The 25,469-nt window shown below is 59.6% G+C and carries 16 protein-coding genes; 7 read left to right on the top strand and 9 right to left on the bottom strand.

Annotated elements, in window-relative coordinates; all coding sequences use genetic code 11:
- Positions 1-2: 2 nt before the first annotated feature.
- The 4 genes from QM647_RS15735 to QM647_RS15720 all read right to left on the bottom strand — a co-directional run bounded on the left by QM647_RS15735 (position 3) and on the right by QM647_RS15720 (position 10,100).
- Positions 3-2,591 (bottom strand): glycoside hydrolase family 3 C-terminal domain-containing protein, encoded by a 2,589-nt coding sequence (locus tag QM647_RS15735; protein ID WP_414996497.1) that lies wholly within the window; start codon positions 2,589-2,591, stop codon positions 3-5.
- Between the two features lie 4 nt (positions 2,592-2,595).
- Complete coding sequence (locus QM647_RS15730; protein ID WP_414996496.1) at positions 2,596-5,244, bottom strand: beta-mannosidase; 2,649 nt, start codon at positions 5,242-5,244, stop codon at positions 2,596-2,598.
- Positions 5,245-5,307: 63 nt separating this feature from the next.
- Positions 5,308-6,936, bottom strand: a complete 1,629-nt coding sequence (locus QM647_RS15725) for an alpha-L-fucosidase (protein WP_414996495.1) — start codon at positions 6,934-6,936, stop codon at positions 5,308-5,310.
- A 374-nt stretch (positions 6,937-7,310) separates the two neighbouring features.
- Entirely contained in the window at positions 7,311-10,100 is a 2,790-nt protein-coding gene (locus QM647_RS15720; RefSeq protein ID WP_414996494.1) for a TonB-dependent receptor, read from the bottom strand.
- A 550-nt stretch (positions 10,101-10,650) separates the two neighbouring features.
- On the opposite strand from QM647_RS15720, the gene QM647_RS15715 reads away from it, so the two are divergent.
- The 7 genes from QM647_RS15715 (at position 10,651) to QM647_RS15685 (ending at position 20,697) form a co-directional block, all read left to right on the top strand.
- Positions 10,651-12,261: a sulfotransferase gene (locus QM647_RS15715; RefSeq protein ID WP_414996493.1), complete on the top strand. Its 1,611-nt coding sequence runs from the start codon at positions 10,651-10,653 to the stop codon at positions 12,259-12,261.
- Between the two features lie 102 nt (positions 12,262-12,363).
- Positions 12,364-14,334: a PAS domain S-box protein gene (locus tag QM647_RS15710; RefSeq protein WP_414996492.1), complete on the top strand. Its 1,971-nt coding sequence runs from the start codon at positions 12,364-12,366 to the stop codon at positions 14,332-14,334.
- A 108-nt stretch (positions 14,335-14,442) separates the two neighbouring features.
- Entirely contained in the window at positions 14,443-15,315 is an 873-nt protein-coding gene (locus QM647_RS15705) for a family 16 glycosylhydrolase (protein ID WP_414996491.1), read from the top strand.
- 366 nt (positions 15,316-15,681) lie between these two features.
- Positions 15,682-16,281 (top strand): hypothetical protein, encoded by a 600-nt coding sequence (locus QM647_RS15700; RefSeq protein WP_414996490.1) that lies wholly within the window; start codon positions 15,682-15,684, stop codon positions 16,279-16,281.
- Positions 16,282-17,195: 914 nt separating this feature from the next.
- Complete coding sequence (locus QM647_RS15695; RefSeq protein WP_414996489.1) at positions 17,196-18,773, top strand: tryptophan halogenase family protein; 1,578 nt, start codon at positions 17,196-17,198, stop codon at positions 18,771-18,773.
- Complete coding sequence (locus tag QM647_RS15690) at positions 18,770-19,825, top strand: LacI family DNA-binding transcriptional regulator (RefSeq protein WP_414996488.1); 1,056 nt, start codon at positions 18,770-18,772, stop codon at positions 19,823-19,825. Before QM647_RS15695 ends, QM647_RS15690 begins: the two co-directional genes overlap by 4 nt.
- A gap of 71 nt (positions 19,826-19,896) precedes the next feature.
- Positions 19,897-20,697, top strand: a complete 801-nt coding sequence (locus tag QM647_RS15685; RefSeq protein ID WP_414996487.1) for a hypothetical protein — start codon at positions 19,897-19,899, stop codon at positions 20,695-20,697.
- A 39-nt stretch (positions 20,698-20,736) separates the two neighbouring features.
- Here the strand turns inward: QM647_RS15685 and QM647_RS15680 are convergent, their stop codons facing one another.
- The 5 genes from QM647_RS15680 to QM647_RS15660 are packed head-to-tail and all read right to left on the bottom strand — an operon-like array spanning position 20,737 to position 25,468.
- Positions 20,737-21,411, bottom strand: coding sequence for an aspartate/glutamate racemase family protein (locus QM647_RS15680; RefSeq protein WP_414996486.1), 675 nt, complete (start codon positions 21,409-21,411; stop codon positions 20,737-20,739).
- A gap of 11 nt (positions 21,412-21,422) precedes the next feature.
- Positions 21,423-22,325 carry a 3-hydroxyacyl-CoA dehydrogenase NAD-binding domain-containing protein gene (locus QM647_RS15675; RefSeq protein WP_414996485.1) on the bottom strand — a complete coding sequence of 301 codons (903 nt, stop codon included), beginning with the start codon at positions 22,323-22,325 and terminating at the stop codon, positions 21,423-21,425.
- Positions 22,322-23,575, bottom strand: coding sequence for a 4-aminobutyrate--2-oxoglutarate transaminase (gene gabT / locus QM647_RS15670; RefSeq protein WP_414996484.1), 1,254 nt, complete (start codon positions 23,573-23,575; stop codon positions 22,322-22,324). The genes QM647_RS15675 and gabT overlap by 4 nt, the downstream gene beginning before the upstream one ends.
- A gap of 12 nt (positions 23,576-23,587) precedes the next feature.
- A complete protein-coding gene (locus QM647_RS15665) occupies positions 23,588-23,959 on the bottom strand; it encodes a RidA family protein (protein ID WP_414996483.1) in 372 nt (123 codons plus the stop codon).
- 36 nt (positions 23,960-23,995) lie between these two features.
- Positions 23,996-25,468 carry an NAD-dependent succinate-semialdehyde dehydrogenase gene (locus tag QM647_RS15660; RefSeq protein ID WP_414996482.1) on the bottom strand — a complete coding sequence of 491 codons (1,473 nt, stop codon included), beginning with the start codon at positions 25,466-25,468 and terminating at the stop codon, positions 23,996-23,998.
- Position 25,469 lies beyond the last annotated feature (1 nt).

The following is a 25,469-nucleotide window of genomic DNA, read 5'->3' as shown; positions in this document are numbered from 1 at the left end:
CTCTATTTCGGCAGTTTATAATTACCCGTCAGGGTCAGATTGTGGCTCACACCGCCGGTCATTGGCTGGCCACCCCCGACAAACAGGCCGTAGTCGCCAGGAACTTGCGTACGATTGCCAACGCGGTCGACCGTGCTCAGGTCACGCGGGGTCAGTTCGAAAGACACCTCTGTGCTTTCGCCTGGCTTGAGGTGGACGCGTTTGAAACCAACCAGGCTGTATTTCAGGCCCTGATCATTGGCGGGCGGCGTCAGATAGGCTTGCGCCACCTCGTCGCCCTCGACCACGCCGGTATTGGTGACGGTCGCCGTCACAGTCAGATTTTTACCGGCAGCAAGTGTTGGGCTGGACAGGCGGATATCGCTGTAGCCGAAGGTGGTATAGCTCAGGCCATAACCGAAGCTATAGAGCGGCTCACCCTTGAAATAGCGATAGGTGCGGCCTTCCATGCGATAGTCGATAAAGGGCGGCAAGTCCTGCACGGACTTGTAGAATGTCACCGGCAGACGACCGGACGGGTTATTCTGGCCCAGCAGGGTTTCGGCGATCGCGGTGCCGCCGGATTCGCCCGGATACCAGCCTTGCAGCAAGGCATCAGCATTGTCCTTGGCCCAGTTCAGCGCCACCGCGCCGCCGGAGAGATTGACCACGATCAACGGCTTGCCTGTGGTTTTCAGCGCCTTGAGCAAGGCTTCCTGACGCACCGGCAGGGCCAGGTTCGTGCGGTCACCGCGATCGAAGCCTTCGACTAGGATTTGCAATTCCTCGCCCTCGATATCCGGCGATAGGCCAACGAAGGCAACGATGGCATCGGCGGATTGCGCCGCCTTCAGCGCTTCGGCCACCTGAGCCTCCGCTGGGGTCTGCCACTGCAGGCGTACCCCCCAGTCCTGGCCGACATGGCGGAACTCCAGCCGTATCGGGTGCGGCTTGGCATCACCGAAATGTAGGCTGGCTTCCAGCGACTGGCCGTCGCCGTTATCGGTTATCACCGGCTTGCCATCGAGATAGAGAGTGATGGCGTCATGCTGGTTGTTACATTCCCAGCAGCGTTCAGTATAGATTTTGAGCTGATAATCACCAGCGGCGGGCGGCCTCAGTTCCCCGGTCCAGCGCACACTATAAGGCCCCTTCTCAAATCCTTTAACCGGCGCGACATTATAGAGGTCGAGATTGACCGTCTTGTCGGTACGAGTCAGCACCGGTTGACCGGTGAAGTCTGGATTATCGAAATATTCGCCCTTGAGCCCGCTCTGGCCACCTGAGCTGAGGGCAGTTTCGGGAATGGGGATCGCCACACCGTCTGCGATATTACTGCCCTGCGCGTACGACACTCGGTCGGCACCCAGTGCGGTACGCAGCCCCGTCAGGGGTGTCACCGGATCGATGGCCGTGCCGTGATAATTGGCCTGCAGGATTTCCAACGCATCGGCATTGGGACCAATGACGGCGATCTTCGCGGTGGATTTCAACGGCAGGACGCCGTCGTTTTTCAACAGGACAATCGATTCCCGTGCCGCCTTCAGCGCCAGAGCGGCGGCCTCGGGCGTGTGGATCGCAGATGGCGAAATCGTGCTGTAGGGGCTTGGGGCGCCATCAATGCCGAGTTTGCGGCGGGCATCCCAAAGGCGGGTCGCGGCAGTGTCAATCTCGGCGGTCGTGACGAGCTTCTTATCGACGGCGGTCTTCAGATATTTGAAATAGGTGCCACAGTTCAGTTCCGTCCCGGCTTTCAGCGCCTCGGCGGCGTTTTCTTCCGGGGTATTGCGGTAGAAGTGGAAGGCGTACATGTCCTCGACCGCGTCGCAGTCGGTCACCACATAACCCTTGAAACCCCAGTCCTTACGCAGACGGATATTTAGCAGGTCGTCCGAGGCGCAGGCTGGGGTGCCATGGATCGAATTATAGGCGCACATCACCGAGCCGGGTTTGGCCACCGTCACCACCTGGCGGAAGGCCGGCAGGTAGGTCGCTTCGCGGTCATAGGGCGAGGCATCGACATCGAAGCCGTGGCGGCCGGCTTCCGGGCCGGAATGGACGGCAAAGTGCTTGACCGAGGCGATGGTCTTGGGGTGCGCCAAGTCGGGGCCTTCCAGCCCCTGCACGAAGGCGGTTGCCAGATGGCCGGTCAGGTACGGGTCCTCGCCATAGGTCTCCTGCCCCCGACCCCAGCGTGGATCGCGGAAGATATTGATATTGGGCGACCAGATGGTCAGGCCCTCATAGCGGCCATGATCCTTATCCGCGCCGACGCCATTGAACTTGGCGCGCGCTTCGGTAGAGACCGTATCACCGACGCTATGCAACAGGTCGATGTCCCACGTCGCCGCCAGACCGATGGCCTGCGGGAAGACGGTCGCTTCACCGATGCGGGCGATACCGTGCAGGCCTTCGTTCCACCAGTTATAGCCGGTGACACCAAGCCGCGGGATGGCGGGCGCCGCCGCCTGCAACTGACCGACCTTTTCATCCAGGGTCATTTGCGCGACAACCGAGGGGGGATTGGTTTTGGCTGCCGGTTTGGCATTGGCCATTGCCGGCAGGCCCAGGATACAGCTCAGCAGCAGGCCAGCCTTGAAAGAAGCGCGCATCATCCTACCCCTTGAACGGCGTGGCGGAACCGAAATAGGAGCGCACCTTAAGCGCCTTTTTCAACTGGGCTAAAGACACATTGGTCGTGATATGAACAGTCACGCTTTCGCCGCCCGCCATATCGAAGCTGTTGTCCGACAGGTCGGCTTTCAGCCCGCCGACATCGATCCACACGCCTCGTGCCGCAGCGGACGTCGAAACGGTAAGGTCATAACCGCCTTTGGCAGCGACGATGGCCGTCTTCAGCTTCGGATCGGTCCAGGCGACGTCCTTGCTAACCCCGACATAGTTGAAGACCTTGGCGACGACGACATCGCCCTCAAGCAGCGCCAGCTCAACCTGGCTCGTCTTGGCCTCAGCCCCGGCCAGTAGATCGGTATCGCTGAAGGTGCCGATAGACGGGCTCGACAACGGCGCCACGGTCAGGTTACCGGTCTTTTCGCTCAAAACCTTGCCAGACAGATCGCGCATGCGCAGGCGCCAGGTCAGGGCCTTTTCGGTCGTCAGATCGGACAACACATGCGCTTCCATGGCGCCATCTTTGTGGATCAGGCTGACCGACAACGGCGCATAGAAGCGCTTGGCGCGGAATTGCAGGGCCTTCCAGCGGCCGTAATAATCGACACTGGCCCACGAAGCGCCCGGCCAGACATCGTTTAGCTGCCAATACATCGAGCCCATGGTCTGCGGCCTACGGCTACGCAAATGGGTTGCCGCCAGTTCGATGCCATCGGCCTGCATCAGCTGGCTGAGATAGACGAAATCGGCAAAGGTCTTCGGCTCGCCGTAGTTATTGTGGATGTATAGCAGCAGGCGCTTATTGCCATTGCCCTTGTCGTATTTCTGATGGCCGCGCATGACCGGACTTTCCGGCGCCATATCCTTTTCCGAAGCAAAGGCCTTGATTGTCGCCATGTCGGGGAAGGACTGCAGGCCGTATTCGCTCATGAAACGCGGCGTGACATTGAGATATTCCTCGACCGGCTTGCCACCCCAAACCTTCCAGTAATGGCGGTCACCATCATTGTCCTGATCGGCCGGACCGTCATAATCCGTCGAGGGCGACGACGCCCAATAAGGCGTGCCCGGCGAATTCTGATCGACGGCCCCGCGCAGCACCTGGTCGAACATACGCACCATGCCGATGACGACGCGGTCACGCTCCTCCGGCGAGACGCCGGTTTTCAGGGCGTCGGTGCTGCCGCCCCAGTTTTCCCAGTCGGTCTGGACCTCGTTATTGCCCGCCCACAGCACGATCGACGGGTGATTGCGCAAGCGCTTGACCTGCTCCACCGCCTCGACACGCGTGCTCTCGCGGAAATCGCGGTCATAGGGGATGATGGCCCCCCCGAACATGAAGTCCTGCCAGACCATCAAGCCCAGTTCGTCGGCCTTGTCATAAACATGATCGTCCTGATAGGTGCCGCCGCCCCAGATACGCAGGATGTTCATATTGGCGTCGACCGCCGATTGCAGCATGCGGTCCTGTTCGGCGGGGGTCACGCGCGTCGGGAACATGTCGAAGGGGATCATGTTGGCGCCCTTGGCGAAAATCGGCACGCCATTGACGACAATCTCGAAGCTCTTGCCCCACTGATCCTTTTCGCGGCGGATTTCCGTCGTGCGCAGGCCGATTTTCCGCGTCCATTCGCCGATGACATCACCGCCCTGCGTTACCGTCGCCTTGACCGTGTAGAGGTTCGGCTTGCCATAGCCTGCCGGCCACCAGCGCTGCGGGTTCTTGATCTGCATCGGCAGACTGACCGGATTGGTGCCGGCAAAGAGGCTGATATCCTCAGTTGTCGTCTGCGTCGTGCCATCGGGCGCAGTGATATCGACACGTACAGTGGCCGGGGTGACTGCGCTCGACTGGATATCGACCACGGCATTGACCGCCGCGACCTGATCATCGAGATGCACCTGTTCGACATGGAAATCAGCCACTCGAGCGTCATCCCAGGCCTCGATTTTCACGGGCCTCCAAATACCGATGGCGACCACGCGTGGGCCCCAGTCCCAGCCATACTGGTAACCGGCCTTGCGCACATAGGTCGAGGAATTGCGGCCCAGGGGTTCGTCGCCCCACAGCGAATCGTAGGCGCCCGGCATGACGTAAGGCATGTCGGCGACCAGAGGCTTCATCTTTTTCAGCGGCGATTTCAGGTCGACCTCGACCACATTGACGCCCGGCTTCAGCAGCGCCTTCACATCGGCGCGCCAGGTACGGAACATATTGTCGGCATTGAGGATGGGCGTACCATTAACGCGCACCTCGGCAAAGGTATCGAGGCCTTCGAACACCATCTCGACATGGCCCCGCGCCAGTGTTTCGGTCGAAACCGTCACCTCGGTACGGTATTGCCAGTCCGACAGACCAACCCATTGCACCTTGCCTTCGTTGTCACCCATGTAGGGATCAGGCAGCTTCTTCAGCGCCATCAGATCGGTCTGGGCCGTGCCCGGCACGGTGGCCTTGAGCCAGCCGGCGGCTTCGGGATGGGCACCGGCATCTTCGGGTGACAGACGGAAGGTCCAGTTCTGGTCCAGCACCTGCGCCACAGGCGCCGCGGCCAGGGCGGGCATGGCCGTACATAAAGCGGCGATCGCGCCAAAAGTGGTGATCAGGCCCCTGGCGGTTCGCAACGTCTTCATGTCTTACTCCGGTTTAGTCTGAATTTCGCGCCGGCCGTCCGGCGCCTTAAAAAGGTGTGTGGTTCAGGTCTCGATGCGCCACACATAGGCCAGTTGTTCCGGCGCACCGGCTGGAAGGGTGATGGTCAGGCCGTGCGCATCCTGACGGAAAGTCACCGGCGTATCGGTCCCGAGCAGGCGCACATTTTTCACCCGGTAATCACTGCGGACCGAGGTGATGGTCACCTCCCCTTCAGGCCGCGCCATTTCGATGGCGTGCAACACATCGTCCTTGACCGTGAAGCGGAAATCCTGCGCCGTATAGGGCTGCGCCTTCGTTTCAGCAAAGGTGCCAGAGGCGGTTTCGGTCGGCCCTTCGCCGAAGACGATCCACGGCCGCGTGCCATAGATGGCCTCGCCATTGATCTTCAGCCACGCGCCCATCTGCATCAGGCTGTCGCGGGCCGCTTCGGGGATGCGGCCATCGGCATGGGGCCCGACATTGAGCAGCAGGTTGCCGTTTTTCGAGACAACATCGGCCAGCAGATGGATCAGTTGCGCCGGTGACTTATAGGTATCGTTTTCGATATAGCCCCAGGCCTTGTCGCTGATCGAGGTGCAGGTCTGCCAAACATCATTGCGAATGCCCGGCGCCTGGCCGCGCTCGATATCGAGCACACCGGCGCCATCGGCAAATTCGCCCAGCTTGTAATTGACGATGGCCGAACCGCCTTCTTTCACCGCCTTGTTGTAATACCAGGCGAGGAACTTCGGCAGGGTGTTCCGGAAGGACGGCTGGCCGATCCACCAGTCAAAATAGATGAGGTCCGGATTATAGGCGGAAACCAGTTCGGCCTGCCGCGCCAGCCAGTCATCGAGCCAGGCTTGCGACACATGGGTGTAATCACCGAACAGGTCCTGATCGTCCTTGCCAGCCATGCGGTCCTGCGCCGGACCGTAAAGCCCGGCATTGGCAGGATCGGAAACGTCAGACGGAAACTGGCGGCCACCATCGAAGAACCAGTCATGTTCGGCGCGGTGCGACGACAGGGCGAAGTGCAGGCCCTTGTCTTTCACAGCCTTTTTGATTTCGCCCAGCAAGTCGCGCTTCGGCCCCATCTTCACGGCCGTGTAGTCCGACAGGTGGCTGTCATACATCGAAAAGCCGTCGTGGTGCTCGGCCACCGGCACGACATAACGCGCGCCAGCATCGGCAAAGAGCTGCGCCCAATTTGCCGGATCGAAGGCGGACGCCGTAAATTGCGGGATAAAGTCTTTGTAGCCGAACTTAGTATGCGGCCCGTAGGTCTTTATATGGTGCTCGTATTCCGGGCTGCCCTGGATATACATATTGCGCGAATACCATTCGCCGACAAAGGCTGGAATGGAATAGAGGCCCCAATGGACAAAAATGCCGAACTTGGCGTCGGCATACCATTGCGGCACCTTGTAATCTTGCAGAGACGCCCAGTCCGGGCGAAACGGCCCGTCACTATCGCCCGCATCGACGGTGCTGAGCCAGCGCTTGCGTTCGGGGGCATATTTCTGCGTGGCCTTCAGCCACTGCGCATCACGCTCATCGGGCGTGGTGTTGTCATTCGAGGCTGCAAAAACCCGGCCGACCAAGACGCTGTTAAGCCCAAGGGCGACACCCAGTCCCGCCCCTCCCAGCAACAGACCACGGCGGGACATCGAGGGGTGTTTGGCGGTCATGGCAGTCTCCGGCAGACAATCAAGATTAGCAAAGGCAGCAAAGCATTCGAAGACGGGACCATGCCCGGTCTTCGAATGCAGTGCAATGATCCGGTCAGGGCCACGTCTTCTCAATTCCGGTCACACACAAAAAACGACCGGAATGGCGCGATGGAAAGCACAGGGCCGGAGGTCAGGGAGACGGACCGGCGGCGGTCATCGGCCAGCAAGACGCTCGGGGGAAAAGCCCGAACCGGAACAGAAAGCCTCCCCGGCCCCTGGGATATAAAGACCGAAGGCGGCAGGCTGACGCCGGTCCGATGAGGACCTCGTACCGGCGCTTACGCTTTACACATGAAAGACCCGGAAGGCGCGGGCGCCTCCCGGGTTACGCATTAGTTCATCTTGTAGGTCACACCGAAAGTCACGCGGGTGCCGTACTTGCTCCACGACAGCGGCAGGCCGCCAGTGGTGTAAGGATGCTGCATGTTATCCAGGATGTTCTGCGCCGCCAGGTTGAACGAAATACGATCGTTCAGGTTATAGGAAGCGGACGCATCCAGCTGACCCCAGCCATCGATATAGGACGGTGCGGTCGTTTCGCTACCCACATCGGTGGTATACTTGCTGCGGTACGTATAGGAGACACGCGCCTGGATCGGACCCTTTTCATAATAGGGCGAGACCGTGTAGCTCCAGCGCGACAGGTATGGCATCGGCAGCTTGCCGGAGGTTGCGTTATACGCGTCGGTATACGAACCGTATTGCTGGTCGAGGTAGGTGATGTTCGCCTGGATACCGAAGCCCCAAGGCAGGTTGCCCTGATAACCGACCGAGATGCCGGGGATCTTGGCGTTTGAACCGTTGAATGGCGCGTAGATCAGCATGTTTTCGACGCGGTTACATTCACGGCCGACCGTACCCAGGCAGTAATCCAGGGCGGATTCCGGCAGGGTCACGTCAATGAAGGTGTACTTCTTGACGATATAGGATTCGACGTCCTTGTAGGTCAGATCGACGTTGAACAGGCTGTTCGGTGCGAAGTACCACTCGTAGGACGCGCTGTAGTTGGTGGCGCGATAAGGTTGCAGATCCGGATTACCGCCCGTGCCCCCGAAGACCTGGGTGCCGGCGCTGGTCGCGACGGTGCTGTAACGATCGAGACTGTATTCAACCTGGCCGGACATGTCGGCAAAGGTCGGGCGCGACATCACCTTACCCGCCGAGAAGCGGATCATCATGTCATCGGTCAGATCGTAAGCCGCGTTGAACGACGGCAGGACGTCATCATAGCTCTTGTTGAGCGTGATCATTTCCTCGTCCCACGGATAGTAATCCATGGTCGAGCGGTAGGTCTGCTTATTATCGGTCTTGGCGTAACGGACGCCAAAATCGCCGTGCCACTTACCGGCGCGGAAATTGGCTTGCACGTAGGCCGCATTGTCCCGCTCAGCCGTATTCCAGAAATTGCCGGCATCGCGATAATCGCCGCTGGCCGCATTGGCCGAGCTACGGTTAGCGATCGAATAGGCCGCAACAGCTTCCTGCGTCATCGAGACAAAGCTCAACAGGTCGCCGCTGGCGCCAAGACCGCTTACGAGATCCGCATCACTCACGCTCGTCTCGAAGTCGGCCATAGACCCGGTCAGGTTGAAGGTCGTGTTGTAGAAGTGCGGATTGTTGATGTTGATATGGCGCTGATACTTGTAGCCGAACAGAATCTCGTTGACCGGACCCCAGGTGACTTCGCGCTTGAAGTCGAACTTGCCATAGTCGATCTGATCAGTGGTCACAGCCGTCTTGACGAAGCCAGCCTGTTTGCCGGCCGCGCGGGTTTTGAACAGCGACGGGTCCGTGGCGGAGGTATCCAGATTGAGGGTCGCGCCATCCGAGGTCATCGACCAGGAACCGGTCGTGTTACCGTAGAAGCTCAGGTAATACTCAGGGTCCGAACCGCCGGTAGCCTTAGTCGTACCGATATTAGACTCGATGGTCCACATGCCAGGCGTCCACTTGCCTTGCAGGTTATAGCTGTTCGTGTTCAGGATCGAGTGCTTGTAATATTCATCCATGCGCACCGCGAAGGAGCCGGAACCGCCGGTAACACCATATTCATTGGTGGTGACCGTGTTCATATAGGTTTCGGCGTTACCGGTATAAGCGTTGTTTTCGTTCCAGTTAACGCTGAGGTCCGTCTCGAACCATTGCGAATAGCTGGAGAAATCACTCTCGATACGCGTGCCGGTCAGGTTGAATTCCAGATCGTCGCTCGGCTTGAACTGCAAGGCCAGTTGATAGGTCTTGCTCTCACGTTGCTCCAGGGAAGACGACAGGGCGATATAGGTCGGCACCAGCATATCCGACGTCAGAGCCGGACCGCTGGTTACGGTCGGCAGCGATGAACTATCGCTGAAGCTGCCATCGTCTTCACAACCGCCCCAGTGCGCAGCGTTACAGACATTCTGATAAGCCGTGCTGATCGAGCCACTGCCAAGAACGCGCTTATTATAATCGTAGCTGAACAGCAAACCAAAGCGGCCGCTGTCGTCCTTGGTGCTGTAGAACAGCGAATAACGCGGGTCCTGTTCCTTGTTGCGCTCATTATAGTTATAGCTATAGCTGACCGTGAACGTGTTCTTCGGCAGCGACAGCGGCTTGCGCGAATTGACGATAACCGTACCACCAACGCCGCCTTCGTCGAGGCGCGCTTCCGTGGTCTTGTAGACCTCCACGTTACCGATCAGTTGCGGCGACAGGTTGGCGAAGTTGAAACTACGGCCGGAGTCGGTGTCATTGGCGCCGGCCTGGGCCGAAGCCAGCGGGTTGCCGTTCAGCGACACATTGATCAGACGCGAATCGATACCGTTGATGGCGATCTTTTCGCCTTCACCGCCGCCTGAGCGGTCGACCGTGACGCCCGGCAGGCGCGACAACGATTCCGCCACGTTGACATCCGGGAACTTGCTGACGTCTTCAGCCGTGATGACGTCGATGTGGGCCGAAGCCTTGCGCTTAACGCTGAGTGACTTCTGCAGCGACTTACGGACACCGACGACGACGACTTCCTGAGCGGAGCTGCTATCGCTGGCCGACGTCGTTGACGTCGTGTCTTGGGCATAGGCGCCCCCGGTGACTACGACCCCCGCAAGAGCGGTCGTGATCAGTGCGTATGATTTAAACTTCATTCCCTATTTCTCCAATCTAGTGCCGAAAGCCGCGCTTTCGGACGGTCCGCCAAACCACCGCTAATACCTTTTCAGTACCAAAAATTCCCCGGTAAATAGCCACTGGTGAAATAATTCTTACATATAAAATCTGAAATGCGTCAAATCCTAGTTTAGTCATACTGTCATATTTTCGGCCAAGAAGGAACCAAATCGTAAGGTTGTCATATCCATTTAAGTCACGCCTTCATCCTCAATCACAAAGGGATTCAAGCGTTTATATGAAAGGACCTTGAAAAATCACCAAAAACTGGACTTCTATCATTGTCGCCGTTAAAGTAAATTTAGACAGGAAGATGTTGCTTTTGCATCACATATATGACGCCACTGGCGTGCAAAAGCGGGGCAAATAACCTGAATTACGCGCACTTGACGCTATTTCGCCATCCTGGTTTAGTCTCTCTGTGCAAAAGGTCATGACACATTTCAGTGAACAGACAATGACTCAGATTTCTCTCCAAATTGGCATTACACACAGTTCGTCTCTATTCTGCCAAGGAGTTTGGAAATAATGCGTTTTCCTGAGGCCCTTCAGGCCGCCCACGAGGCGTTGCGACGCGGCGATGACGAAACTGCTCTGGCAAATGCGCGCCAGGCCACGGCCTTGCTGAATAGTCCAAATGCGCCGCCGCCTCAGAAGGCGGCGGAAGCCTGGTGGCTGTTAGGCACAGCTGCTGACAGGCTTGAGGATATCATCAGCGCTGAAATGGCCTATGCCGAAGCTGCCCGTTGGGCGCCTGAGGGTTCACCGGTGCGCGCTCAGATGCTTGTCTTACGTGGCAAACCCCTCATGGCCGACGGCCGCGTCATCGAGGCGGTCGAAGCCACCCGCGCAGCCGTCCGGCTGGGGCTGGAAGACGTGCCGAGCCTGGTCAGAGCCAGTTATACCTTCACCCATGCCGGGCTGCCGAACGAGGCCTTAACGCTTGTGCTGAAGGCCACCGCAAGAAACCCGCACCATGCCGAGGCGTGGTACAGCCTGGGCAGCGTTCACCGCGCGCTGGGCGACATCAACGCCTCGGAAGCCGCCTTCAAACAGGCCATCGCCCTCTCCCCCACCCCGCCGGTCGCCGCCTATTTCAACCTGGCCTATCTGCGTCGGTGGACACCAGACGACAACCATGTCTCCATACTGGAGAACCTGACCTGCCAGACCAGACTGGAGGCCTGTCGTGTCGCCTATACCTTGTTCAAGGAATATGATGACATGGGTGACCGGGCCAATGCCTGGGACTGTCTGCAGGTCGGAGCCGGCCTGGCGCGGAAGGAGGAGCCCTGGTCCTCCGATGAAGAGGCCGCCACGGTCGCTGCCTGGAAACAGTATTTCCCGGCGACACGCTTTGAAGCCATCGATGAGCGGCCGCGTTCGGGGCCTAAGCGCATCTTCATCGTCGGACTGCCGCGTTCCGGCACAACCCTGATCGAGCGCGTATTGGCGGCACACAGCCAGGTTCAAGCCGTCGGGGAACTGAAAACGTTCGGCATCGCCACGCACAAACTCAGTGGTGTCAGCGACACCCGCCGCCTGTCGCCTGAAGTGATCGAAGCGGCCGCAAAGATCGATCCCCTGGCCATTGCAGAGCTTTACCAGCGTGAATCCGCCTTCCTGCACGACGGCCGCCCCTATGTGATCGACAAGCTGCCGGCCAATCATGAATATATCGGCCTGATCAAGCTGGCCTTCCCGGACGCCACCATCGTTACCCTCGACCGCAATCCGATGGATGCCCTGTTCGGCTCGTACAAGGTGCTGTTCACCGGCGCCTATGGCTGGTCCTACACCCAGGACGACCTGGCCGATCACTACGGTCATTTCCGTGATCTCATGGCTTACTGGAAATCGGTGCTGGGCGACAGTCTGGTCGAGGTTTCGCTCGAAGCGGTCATCCAGGACCCCGAAACCGAGATTCGCCGCCTTATCGATGCCTGTGGTCTGCCCTTCGAAGACGCCTGCCTGAAACCCCACGAGGCCAAGGGCGCCGTCTCCACAGCCAGCGCGGTACAGGTGCGCGCCCCAATCAATTCCAAGGGGGTCGGCGCCTGGAAAAAATACGAGGCCGAACTGGAGCCATTGAAGCAAAGACTTGAAAAAATGGGATTTTTATCACCTTCCAACGGGTAACATCTTTTTTAACAATGCTCATTTCGATATCGGCGTTCTGTTAAACTGAAATTTACCACACGGTCGGAAACTCCGAATGAGCGTCCCCCGGAGTATTCGCCCATGCCATTCTGGAAAACCGTTGCCACCAGCAACTCAACCCTGCGTCGTGCCATCGATCGGTCTCTCGCGGTCGTCAGTTTCGATACGGAAGGCCGAATTCTGGAGGTCAATGACAACTTTCTGGCCGCAATGGGTTATGCCGCCAGCGAAGTGATCGGCCAGCCGCACGCGATGTTCATGCCGGATGGCGCCGCCAATCAGGATGACTACCGCGCGTTCTGGTCAGCGTTACGCGCCGGTCAATACCAGGAGGGCGAGTTCCGTCGTGTCGCCAAGGGCGGTCGCGAAATCTGGCTGCAGGCCACCTATAATCCGGTGATGGACGACAAGGGCCGCGTCAGCCGCATCGTCAAGATCGCTTCAGACATTACAAAGGAAAAGCACGCCGCGATCGACGCAGAGGGCCAGATCGAGGCCATCCAGCGTTCGCAGGCGGTGATTTCGTTTGCACTCGACGGCACCATCCTCGACGCCAATGCCAATTTCCTGTCCGTGATGGGCTATAGTTTGGCCGAAATCGTCGGCAAGCCTCACCGTATGTTCGTACCGCCGGAAGACGCAGCATCACCGGAATATGCCGCTTTCTGGAAAAGCCTGCAACGAGGTGAATTTCAGTCGGCCGAATACCGCCGCATTGCCAAGGGTGGTCGCGAGGTGTGGATTCGCGCCACCTACAATCCGATACTCGGTAGCGACGGATCCCCCGTCAAGGTCGTGAAGTTCGCCGTAGACGTCACCGCCGAAAAGCAGCGCAACGCGGACTACCAAGGCCAGATCACCGCGATCAATCGCATCCAGGCAGTGATTTCCTTTACGCTCGACGGCCAGATTCTTGACGCCAACGATAATTTCCTGGCGGCCACCGGCTATCGCCTCGACGAAATCAAAGGCCAGCATCACCGTATGTTCGTAGCCGAATCCTATGCCCGCAGCGATGATTATCACGACTTCTGGGAACGCCTGGGACGCGGTGACGCCATGTCGGCAATCTACCAGCGCTTCGGCAAGGGCGGAAAGCTGATCTGGCTGCAGGCGAGCTATAATCCGATCTTCGATTCCAACGGCCGGCCGGTAAAAATTGTCAAATACGCCACCGATATCACTGCTAGCATGAGCGCCCGCTCACGCGCCATCGAAGCCGCGGAAGACACACTGAACAATGTCGAACTCGTCGCCTCCGCCGCCGAGGAAATGAATGCCAGCGTAGGCCAGATCGCTGACAGCATGATGATGACCAAGGAAGCCGTAGACAAGATTCATACCCGCACCGGCGCCGCCGGTCATTCCACCTCCGAAATGCGCAATGCCGCTCAGGCCATGGACGGCGTCGTCCAGCTCATCGCCCAGGTAGCTGGCCAGATCAACCTGCTGGCGCTCAACGCCACCATCGAATCCGCCCGCGCCGGTGAAGCCGGGAAAGGCTTCGCGGTTGTCGCCAACGAAGTCAAGCAGCTGGCCTCCCAAACCAGCGCCGCCACCAAACGCATCTCTTCCGAAATCACCGGCATGCAGAGCCTGGCCGATGAAGTGGCCGATGCCCTGCATTCGATCACGGTCGCCGTCGACGAGGTCCAGAGCTTCGTGGGCGCGGCATCCGGCTCGATGCAGGAACAGAGCATCGTCACCCAGGAGATTTCGGCCAATATGCATGTGGCCGCCAGCGGTGTGGCTGATATCGGCCGCAGCCTCGATGACTGGATCATCGGCATGGAGGAGCGACGCTTCGACCAGCGTGTGCGCACCTCTCGACCGGCCGAAATCATCCGGTCCGACGGCACGCGCATGGCCTGCACCCTGCGCAATGTTTCCAAGGGCGGCGCCAAGCTGATGATCGCTGAGCCTAAGATGGTGCCGGATACCTTCCGCCTGGTCATCACGGATGACGGCACCCTGCGCAATTGCCGCATCGTGCGCCGCGGCAAGAGCGAGATCGGCCTGCGCTTTGTCGAGGAGATGCGGCAGGCGGCCTAAGGGAAAAAGCGAGACGGTTTGCGAAGCGTTCCGGCTTCTGTTAGCGTGATCAAAATGCCGAAAAGGCTTGCGCGAAACACAGAACCGGAAACATTCAGGAACCGCCCCATGACGTCTTTCACGCGCCCTTTCATTCTTGCCGCCGCCCTGGCGACGCTTCCTCTCACTGCCCTGGCCGATCCCTCCGTCGCGCCAGCAAAGGATTCGCTGGAGATAGACGAGCCAGGTGGCGTGCCCGCCGGCTATGTGCTCAAATGGTCCGACGAGTTCGATAAACCCGGACTGCCGGACCCGAAGCTGTGGGCCTATGACACAAAGGCCAATAAACACGGCTGGGCCAACGAAGAGCGGCAATATTACAGCCTCGCCCGGCGGGAGAATTCACGCGTCGAGGATGGCCAACTGATCATCGAAGCGCGCAAGGAAGACCTGAAAAACAAGCCGGACTGGGGCGGCCAGCACTATACATCCGCGCGCCTGCTGTCGAAGAACAGCTACCAGTATGGCTATATCGAGGTAAGGGCTCAACTGCCTTGCGGCCTCGGCGTCTGGCCGGCCATCTGGCAACTACCCACCACGGACCATATGATGTGGCCCGACGATGGCGAGATCGACATCATGGAATATGTCGGCTGGGACCAGGACACCATCTATCACACCGTTCACACCGGCCTCTACAACCACGTCAAGCATACCCAGAAAGGCGTGCTGAAGCACATGCCCGCCGTTTGCGGCCAATGGCATACCTACAGCCTGACCTGGACCCCGGATGAAATCCGTGAAGGCATAGACGGGCGAGACTATTTCCGCTTTGTGAACGAGCATACCGGCAAGGGCGCCTGGCCCTTCGACCGGCCAAACCACCTGATCCTGAATCTGGCGGTGGGGGGTACGTTCGGCGGCAAGACCGGCGTCGATGACAGCACCATGCCCTGGCAGTTCCGTATCGATTATGTGCGGGTCTACCAGAAGCCGGAATAGGCACTAATCTTTGCAAGCATGGCTTACCAAAATACTCCGCTACCAGTTTATCGTTGGCCGGATAGGATAGCGAATGACAACGACGTTTGTGGCGATGGGGCTGGGCCGCTTCAGCTTCAACCTCACCCTTTGCCTATGTGGCGCCCCCCGGCTCCATACCGGCCCTGATTGCCCGTCTCCTGCAAATCGCGGCCTTTATCGGCCGGATGGTGACGGATGCTTTCCGTAAAACCCCGAAACCGCCAAATAGACGCTCCATAGCGACATTCGCACGATCACCTGCCTCGCCAAAATCGAGAATGTAGAAATGGGTTTAGTTATTCCGGCCTTTTGTGTAAAAGTATAAGCAACACAAGAGGGGTCAAAATGACGGAAAGTACGCGAAAAAATAAAATCAGCCTTGGCATCGTAGTACCGGGCATTTTGCTTTTTGTGCTGACATTTGGCTCATTATTCGGCGGGAAAAACATATCAAGCGCGTCGTCGAGTGTAAAACTCTCGAGTTCCGCGTCTGCCAAGCGATCCGATCCCTCGGTATACAACCACTTCGGATACATCTCATCGGCCCTTATTGAAGGAGATAAACTTGTGTTGACCGGTTTTCTACCGTCACAGCAAGGAGTCGACCTCAACCTGTACAATTCGTCAACCGACATTTCTTCTCTTGGAAAGAAGATACAGCAAAACCCATCATCCGTTGCAGGACTATCGGCCGTCGAACTTAGATATTCGGTGAGCGGTCTCGACAATCCGGGGCATGAGACCGAAACGCCTGCCTACAATTTGACCTACCTCATTTCCGACCTGACTGCGCCGGACTGGTCAGTTATGAACGAGATTAATACCCTCAACCTCGTGCATTCGGTCACGAAGACAGGCAAGATGGGCCAACGGGCTATTACAGCCTGGTGTTTGAGCAAGAAAGGCGACGGCGGTCCGTTTTGTGAGAAAGCGGCGCATCCCTAATTTGTCGAGTGTTTCGAGGCGTGAAGAGTAAAACGTATGAAATATCGTCAGCTTGTTCATTGCCGCCCATTTGCTCAGCTTGAGCCTTGCCAACGATCCTAAATGGAAAAGCGTAAAGTGGTCGGCGATGGCCTGACGATTGGGTTGGTGACGGCCTTTATCAGCCAAGCACTCATCTTACACAAGGGCGCTCACTATGGGGTTAACAATAGTCAGTTCGGAACGCCCCCTTGAAATTGAGATGAGGATAGGCCTTCGCAACGCTCTCGACAATTAACAGCGGCAGCTTGTCTATCGCCAAGATAAGGACTTCAACGCCCTCCCCTTCGACCGGAAGAACCGCCTGATTCTGAAGCTAGCAGTGAGCGGCACGTTCGGTGGCAAGACAGGCGTCTATGACAGCACCACGCCCTGGCCGTTTCGTATCTATTACATGCGGGTGTACCAAAGGCGGAATGGATGCCTGGTCAGGCCTGCTTAAAAAGATGCCCGGACAGGATGACCGCGCTCGCCCCAGAAGACGAACCAGTGCACGCGGCGCGAACAATATACTGCTCTGCCGGTGTAATTCCTGCGACGACTTCTTAAAATCCAGCCGTGGCAGCAAACCCTTGGGTTCGACAAGAGGCCCCTGTTCAGCCGTGCCCGCTACTGTGAGGAGGGCGCAGCCATAGGCGACTGCCGCCTCGGGTAGTTTTTGCTCCCCCGCCGCCGACAGTGTCTGCTAGTCAATAACGTTCCGGCAGTCCTTCAGGAAGTCGCTTCTAAAACTCGCCTCATCCACGCCATCGTATAGTCTGCGAATTTTCTGCACTTGTTCAGCCACTTAACCCATACTTGCTGTTTGCCTCACGCTTGTCGGATATCAGACTGCGTGTTAGCGTCACATCGGACCTCATTGCACACGGCGGCGCATGACCCCTGAAAAACCTCCTCGTTCGATCCTTATTGCCGGCGGCGGCACGGCCGGGTGGCTTGCGGCCTGTTATCTGGCCAAGGTCTTCGGCCACGGCCCCACCAGTCCGCGCATCACACTGATCGAGTCCCCTGATATTGGCACGATCGGCGTTGGGGAAGGCAGCATCCCGACGATCCGCACCACCCTGCAAACCCTGGGCATAGACGAGGCGGAATTCCTGCGCGAATGCTCGGCCACCTTCAAGCAGGGCATCCGGTTTGTCGACTGGGAGGCTGAAGGCTCGGCCTACAGCCATCCGTTCGAGGCCCCCTATTTCACCGATGGCGCGGGCCTTGCGCCCTACTGGCTGCTGCAGGATAAGGCCACACGCCGGCCTTTCGCCGAGGCTGTCACCCTGCAAACCGGCGTGGCTAATGCCGGACGCGCACCCAAACGCATCCACGAAGGCGGCTATTTCGGCGGCCGGATGAACTATGCCTACCATTTCGATGCCGGCAAGTTCGGTCGGCTGCTGGCCCGCTACGCCAGGGCATACGGCGTCACCCATCTGGAAGGTCGCATTACTGAGGTCAAAACCGGTTCCCACGGCATTAGCAGCCTAGTTTCGCCCGAACACGGCGAACTCTCCGCCGATTTTTACATAGACTGCACCGGCTTTTCGGCGCTCCTTATCGGCCAGGCGCTGGGCGCGCCCTTCCTGTCGGTCAAGGATATCCTGCTCACCGATTCCGCAGTGGCGATCCAGTTGCCCTATGCCGATGGGAAAGAGGCGATCCCCAGCCATACCCTCGCCACGGCCCACGAAGCTGGCTGGACCTGGGACATCGGTCTCGATAGCCGGCGTGGCGTTGGCTATGTCTATTCGAGCGCCCACAGTTCGGATGAACGGGCATTGGAGATTTTGCGTGGCTATCTGCGGCGTTATCTGGGTGACAAGGCTGACAACGCCCAGGCGCGCCTGATCCGCTTCGATACCGGCTACCGCACACAGCAATGGGTGAAGAACTGTTGCGCCATCGGGCTTTCGGCCGGCTTCTATGAACCGCTGGAAGCCACCGGCATCATGATGATTGAAGTGGCCATCGGCCTGTTGGTCGATCTCTTCCCTCATGACGGTCCGCTTGATGCCGCCGCGGACCTGTTCAATGAGCGGATGCGCCAGCGCTACGAGAAGACCGCCGAATTCTTGAAGTTGCATTATTGCCTGTCAAAACGGCCGGAACCCTTCTGGCGCGCCAATGCCGATCCGGCCACCCTGCCGGACAACCTGAAACGCCTGCTCGATATGTGGAGATCCCGCCCGCCGTCACGCTTTGACACTTTAAGCGATATCGATATATTCCCGGTCTCATCCTACCAGTACATTCTCTACGGTCTGAACTATCCGACCGACCTGTCCGCCCAAGCGGGCGTGCATTCACGCATCGCAGCGGCAGAACAGACCTTTGCCCGTATCCTTGCCTTTACCGAGGGCGCCGTGCGCGACCTGCCCCTGCATCGCGACCTGATCGAACAGGTCTATGCCCGCGGCTTTTCGACGCCAGCAGCGCCCCGTGCCCTGAAGATTCAATGACCCAGACTCCCCCCAGAAAGCCTACCATTATCGACGTCGCCAGCTTGGCCGGCGTCTCTATCAAGACCGTTTCGCGCGTCATCAACAACGAACGCCACGTTTCAGCGGACATGCGCACACGCGTTCAGGCCGCCGTGGTCGAGCTGGGCTTCGAGGCCAATGAATCGGCGCGCGGCATGCGCGGTCAGGCGCCGGAAAAATCCTATGTCGTGGCGCATCTCTACGGCGACTCCGGAGGCCTCTATACGCACGACATCCAGCTCGGGCTGATGGAGCGCTGTCGCTATTTCGGTTATCACTTGGTGGTCGAGGAACTCGACTACCAGTCACCAGATATCGAACGTCGCGCCAAGGACCTGGTCCGGCGCCTGAAGCTCGATGGCGCTGTCCTGACCGCTCCCCTCACCGACAACGAAATCGTCCTGGGCGTACTCGATGAAGCGGGCGTACCCTATGTCCGCATTTCGCCGGTCACCGAGGCCCGTCACCTGCCCAGCATCTCGATCGACGAAAAGCGTGCGGCCTACCAGATGACGCAGCACCTGATCACCTATGGTCATACGCGCATCGGTTTCATCCGAGGCCTGGCCAACCATTCGGCCACCGAATTGCGTTTCGAAGGCTATTGCCAGGCGCTCGAAGAGGCCGGCATCCCGCTTGACGACAGCCTGATCGAGGACGGCGAGTTTCGCTATTACGCCGCCGTACCGTGCGCCCGCCGGCTGATGGAGCGCGAGGATCGTCCAACCGCCATCTTCGCCAGCAATGACGAAATGGCGACGGCGGTCATCAAGGTGGTCCATGAAATGGGCTTGCGGGTACCGCAGGATTGCTCGGTCGTCGGTTTCGACGATATCCCGACTTCGGAAATGATGTGGCCGTCGCTGACAACCGTGCGACAGCCTGTGCCCAGGCTGGGCGCCGCCGCCGGCGATATCCTGTTCACCCGTCTGTCGCCGCTCGGCACCTCCGACTGGCCAAGCCCCGTGCCGCATCAGGTCCTGCCGCACGACATCGTCCTGCGCGGTTCGACCGCGCCCCTGAAAAGATAAAAAGATACCGGCTTGGCAAGCGCCGGTTCCTGTCATAGAGTTTTCGCGTCACGGCTGAGGGGGGACACCACATGCCATTTACATTCGGCGGCGTTTTCGGGCGTTTTTTCAAGCTCATCGGCGAGAATTTCGCCCTGTTTGTCGTCCTTGGCCTGCTACTCAATATTGCGCCGGTGATTGGCGCCAATTACGCCCTCCTGCACCTGGTCGGCGCGACCCAGGAAACCTGGACGGCAAAAGCCTACACCTTCACCACCCAGAGCTGGGCCATAGGGATCGGCTTCACCCTGGCGGTCGGGGTGCTCAACCTGTTCAGCATGGCGGCCATAACCGAAATCGCCATCCTGCGCAGCGTCGGTAAAAAGGCGGAGCTCGGCTCCATCCTGGCGCATGCGCTCGGCAATATCGTACCGATCTTTGTCATCAGCCTGATCGTCGGCCTCCTGACGGGCCTGTGCTTCCTGCTTCTGGCCATCCCCGGCATCATGTATGCCATCGCCTCCTGCGTTGCCGTCCCCGCCTATGTTGGACAACCCGGTGTTGGCCTCATGGGCGCTGTGCAGAAATCCTACGAGCTAACCAAGGGGCACCGCTGGAGCATCTTCGCCCTGTTTCTGGTCGGCGGTATCGCCCTGACCGCCGTCGAAGGTGCGATCAGCGCCCCCATTACCCTCGCGCCGATGATGCAGGCCATGACCAGCGGTTCGGCGGCCAATGTCGACCCCAACAACCCGGCTTATCTGCTGGTAAGTGCTGTGTTGAATGGCATCAGCAGCCTCCTGACCCAGATCTTCGTCGTTGCCATCTATGTCTGCCTGCGCCAATCCCGCGAAAAGGCAACGCCCGACGTCGCGGCCGCCGTTTTCGAATAAAGACCGACAAGCCGCGCTTTCAGCGATAGCCTGACGCGATCACATAAGCCGATCGCGCAGGGCGATAACCGCGCTTTCCGGTGTGGTGATCACCGGACGGGTGGTGCGATCTTCAACGGCCTGACGGGCGCGGGCCAACGAGAACTGGCCCAGCACAATCACATCGACATTCGTCAGTTTTGCCGCAGCCTCGGCGGCCAACCGGTCATGGCTCTCACCGTCGCCGGATTTGAGCGCCTCAAGCGCCCCCTCAGCCAGTATGGCCTGGACCTCGATCCGCCGGTCGCGTACCACCGCCATGTCGAACAGTTCCTGTTTCAGAGCCTCCAGCGAAGGGCCAAAGGTCACGACCAGGCCAATCTTGTCACCCGCCGCCAGCGCCGCTTCGAAGGCGGCTTCATTCGGCCGCAGCACAGGTGCGGAAACCCTCGCCTTGACCGCCGCGATCGCAGGGCCGAAGGCCGAACAGGTGAAGAGAATCCCTTGCGTCCGCCCGCCCTTACCTTGGCTTCCCAAGGCATAATCGGCCAGGGTTCGGAAGCGATCCTTCATGGCGGCATCCAGCTGGCCCTCATGCGCCAGATCGACCGCCAGCGAGGTATCGAGCAGATCAAATACATACGCCTCCGGCCACAGTTTCACGAAGGCCTGGCGGATCGGCAGGACCGACTCTTCCAGTGCGTGGATCAGGGCGATGCGAACCGGTTCGCTCATGACCGACCCGCTCATGAATTGGTCTGGAGGATACGGATCAGGGCCACATCGCGCGCATTGGCCAAAGTGTCGATGGAACGTCCGGCGGCTTCTTCGGCGACCCCCGCCACCAGCTTCGCGCACACCTCAGGGGTCAGCTTGGGCGAGCCCAGAGTAAACCAACGCCGTTCCTGACTGGGACCGAGATGCTTGAGATAGGCCTCTATGCCGCCCTCCCCGCCACCGAGATGATAAGCCATGTGCGCACCAATCACTGACCAGCGCAGGCCTGGCCCATGCACCAGGGCGGCATCGACCGCGCTGACATCGGCGATGTCCTCGGCGACGATATTGACAGCTTCGCGCCACAGGGCCGAGGCCAGGCGGTTGGCGATATGGCCGACGGCATCGCGTTTCAGAACCACCGGCTGGCGGTCCATGCCGGCATAAAAGGCAACGCTGCGGGCACGGATAGCTTGGTCACGGGCGTAGATTTCGACCAGCGGCATCAGATGCGGTGGATTGAACGGATGCGCCGTGATCAGGCGGTCCGGCCGTTTCATGCCAACCGACAGTTCCGACCAGGTCAGGGACGAGGTACTGCTGGCGATGATCACCGCGTCACCGACAACGGCCTCGATCTGAGCATAGAGGTCCTGCTTCAACGCCAGCTTTTCCGGCGCGTTTTCCTGCACCCAGTTGGCGCCTGCAAGCGCGTCTTCCAATGTCGCCGCGATGGTCAGGCACCCAGTCTCGGGCTTCTGCGGCATCAGTTGCCAAACCTGCGCGCGCGCTTTTTCAACCCTGGCTGCAAAGTCGTCCAGCACCGCCGGAGACGGGTCCCAGGCGATGACGTCGTGGCCATGGGCGGTCATCAGGGCCGCCCAGCTATCCCCAATCAGGCCACAGCCGATAAGGGCGACCCGTTCCGTCATAGCACCAATGCCTTTTCCAGCACGTCCAGACCCTCATCGATCAGGGCGTCGGAAATGGTCAGCGGCGGCAGAAAGCGTAAGCTTTCGCCGTACACGCCGCAGGAAATCAGGATCAGCCCCCCCTCGAAAGCCTTGGTGGTGACGGCCTTGACGGCGGCCGCATCCGGCAGATCGAAGGCATTCATGGCGCCCAGGCCGCGCACATTCGTCACCGGCAGCAGGTCATTGCGCTGGGACCATTGGGTGAAGCGGCTGCGCATTCGTTCACCTATAGCCGCCGCGCGCGCCACCAACCCTTCTTCGGCGATAACATCAAGCACGGCCAGGGACGCCGCGCAGCTTAAGGGCGCGCCGCCATAGGTCGAGCCTAAGCCGCCACCATCGACCGAATCCATGATCTCCGCCCGGCCAACGACCCCCGCAATCGGGAAGCCGCCACCTAGGGCCTTGGCCATGGTCATCAGGTCGGGGGCAATGCCGCTGTGTTCGACGGCGAACATCTTGCCGGTACGGGCAAAGCCGGTCTGGACCTCGTCGGCGATCAGGAGGATGCCATGCGTGTCGCAGACCTTGCGCAGGGCCTTCAGCAGTTCCGGCGGGGCAATGTGGAAACCACCCTCGCCCTGCACAGGCTCGACGATGATCGCCGCGACGCGCTCAGGATCGGCATCGGTGCGCAGGATACTGTCGAGCATCTTCAGGCTGTCCTCGACACTCACGCCATATTGCGGCACCGGGAAGGGCACGCGCCAGATCTCGCCCGGCAGGGTGCCGAACAGTTTCTTGTAGGGCGCCACCTTGCCGGTCAGGGCCGTGGTCATCAGGGTGCGGCCATGGAATGCGCCGGAAAAGGCGATGATGCCGGTGCGGCCGGTGGCGGCGCGGGCGATCTTGACCGCGTTCTCCACCGCCTCGGCGCCGGTATTGAAGAAGATGGTCTTGGCCGGGCCATCGATCGGCGCCAGGGCGTTCAGCCGTTCGGCCAGTGCGATATATCCCTCATAGGGCATGACCTGGAAGGCGGTGTGGGTGAAGGCCTTCAACTGGGCTTCGACCGCAGCGACCACCTTGGGATGGCGATGGCCAGTATTGCAGACGGCGATGCCGGCGGCGAAATCGATATAGCGGCGGCCCTCGATATCCCACAGCTCGGCGTTTTCGGCGCGCGCGGCGAAGACCTGGAGGCCATTGATCACCCCCTTAGGGATGGCAGCGATACGGCGGGCGTAGAGTTCGGCATTGGTGGTCATGAAAAGCTCCTTTTAAGCCGCCGCTACGGTTTCGATCTCGATGCACCAGCGGGCGTCGTAAAGCCCGGCCAGCACGACAGTGAAGGCCGGTTCAGCGCGCATGCCCAGCACCTCATTGCGCACGGCGATCATCTCGGGGATGTACTGCCTGTCGGTCAGGTAGACGCGCACGCTGACCAGGTTTTCCAGCTTAAGCCCGGCCGTATCGAGCTGATGGACGACATTCGCCCAGGCCAGCCGGCATTGCTCGCTGATATCTGTAGGGATCACGCCATCCTTACCCTGCGGCACCTGGCCGGCGATGAATACGAGGCGTTCGGCCTGATCGACGGCGCAGGCTTGAGCCCACCCCGTCCCACTTGGATTGATCGGAGTCTTTTTCATTATAAATTTCCATTTTTTAGGAAGTTAGATGCCGCCCTAAATTCCACCCAGGGCGAGGTATTTGATCTCGACAAAGTCTTCGAGGCCGTATTTAGAGCCTTCGCGACCGAGGCCGGATTCCTTCATGCCGCCAAAGGGCGTGGCCGGGTTGGAGGTCAGGACTTCGTTGGCGCCAAGCAGGCCATATTCCAGCGCTTCGCCGACACGGAACACCCGGCCGATATCGCGCGTCCAGTAATAGGCCGCCAGACCATAGGGCGTGTCATTGGCAAGCTGGATGACCTCCGCCTCGGTCTCAAAGGGATAAAGGGCGGCCACTGGCCCGAAAATTTCGGTGCTGAAGATCTCCATCTCACTTGTGGCGCCGGTCAGCAGCGTCGGGGCGAAATACTGGCCGCCGCGTTCATGCAAACCGCCGCCCAGCGCCAGATAGGCGCCCTTTTCGACCGCGTCCTTCACCAGCCCGTCGACCTTTTCGACCGCCGCCGCATTGATCAGCGGACCGATACGCGTGCCGGCTTCGAGGCCTGGCCCCACCGGCATTTCGGCAATGGCCGCCTTCAGGCGCGCGGCGAACTCCGCCATGACGCCCGACTGGACATAGATACGGTTGGCCGCCACGCAGGCCTGTCCGGCATTGCGAAACTTGGTGATAATAGCACCTGCCACCGCCGCATCGAGATCGGCATCGTCAAACACGATGAAGGGGGAATTGCCGCCCAGTTCAAGCGACAGCTTCTTCACCGTGCCGGCACATTGCTGCATCAACAGCTTGCCGACGCGGGTCGAGCCGGTGAAGGAGATCTTGCGCACATCCGGGTGCGTGGTCAGCACCCCGGCCACGGCCTCGGCGCGTTTGGCGGTGACGACCGTCATGACACCCGGCGGAAAGCCAGCCTGTTCAGCCAGCATCTGCAGGGCCAATGCCGACAGCGGCGTATCCTCGGCCGGCTTGATGACGATGGTGCAACCCGCCGCCAGCGCCGGTGACACCTTGCGGGTAATCATCGAGCTTGGGAAATTCCACGGCGTAATGGCGCCGACCACGCCGATCGGCTGCTTCAGCACCAGGCAGCGCTTATCGGGCGCATGGCTTGGGATAATGTCGCCATAGAGGCGCTTGCCCTCCTCGGCGAACCACTCGATGAACTGCGCACCGAAAACGATCTCGCCCAGGGCCTCGGCCAGCGGCTTGCCCTGTTCGAGCGTCAGCAGTTCGGCAAGGGCGTCCTTGTTGGCCAGGATCAGCTCATACCAGCGCCGTAAAGTTTCGGCGCGGGCGCGGGCAGTCAGGCTAGCCCAGCCGGCAAAAGCCGCTTTCGCGGCCGCTACGGCCGCTTCGGTCTCGACTGCTCCCATATCAGGCACGTCGGCAATATGACTGCCATCCGCCGGATTGGTCACCGCGAAGGTAGCGGCAGTCCGATTACGCAGGCCCAACCCTTCGGCAAAGGCCGAGGTTTCAAACAGAAGCTTAGCGCCGGCGGCGGAAAGATTATGCGTAGTCATA

The organism is Asticcacaulis sp. (assembly GCF_047605585.1).
Taxonomy (GTDB): Bacteria; Pseudomonadota; Alphaproteobacteria; order Caulobacterales; family Caulobacteraceae; genus Asticcacaulis.
This window is presented reverse-complemented; position numbering and strand designations above follow the sequence as displayed.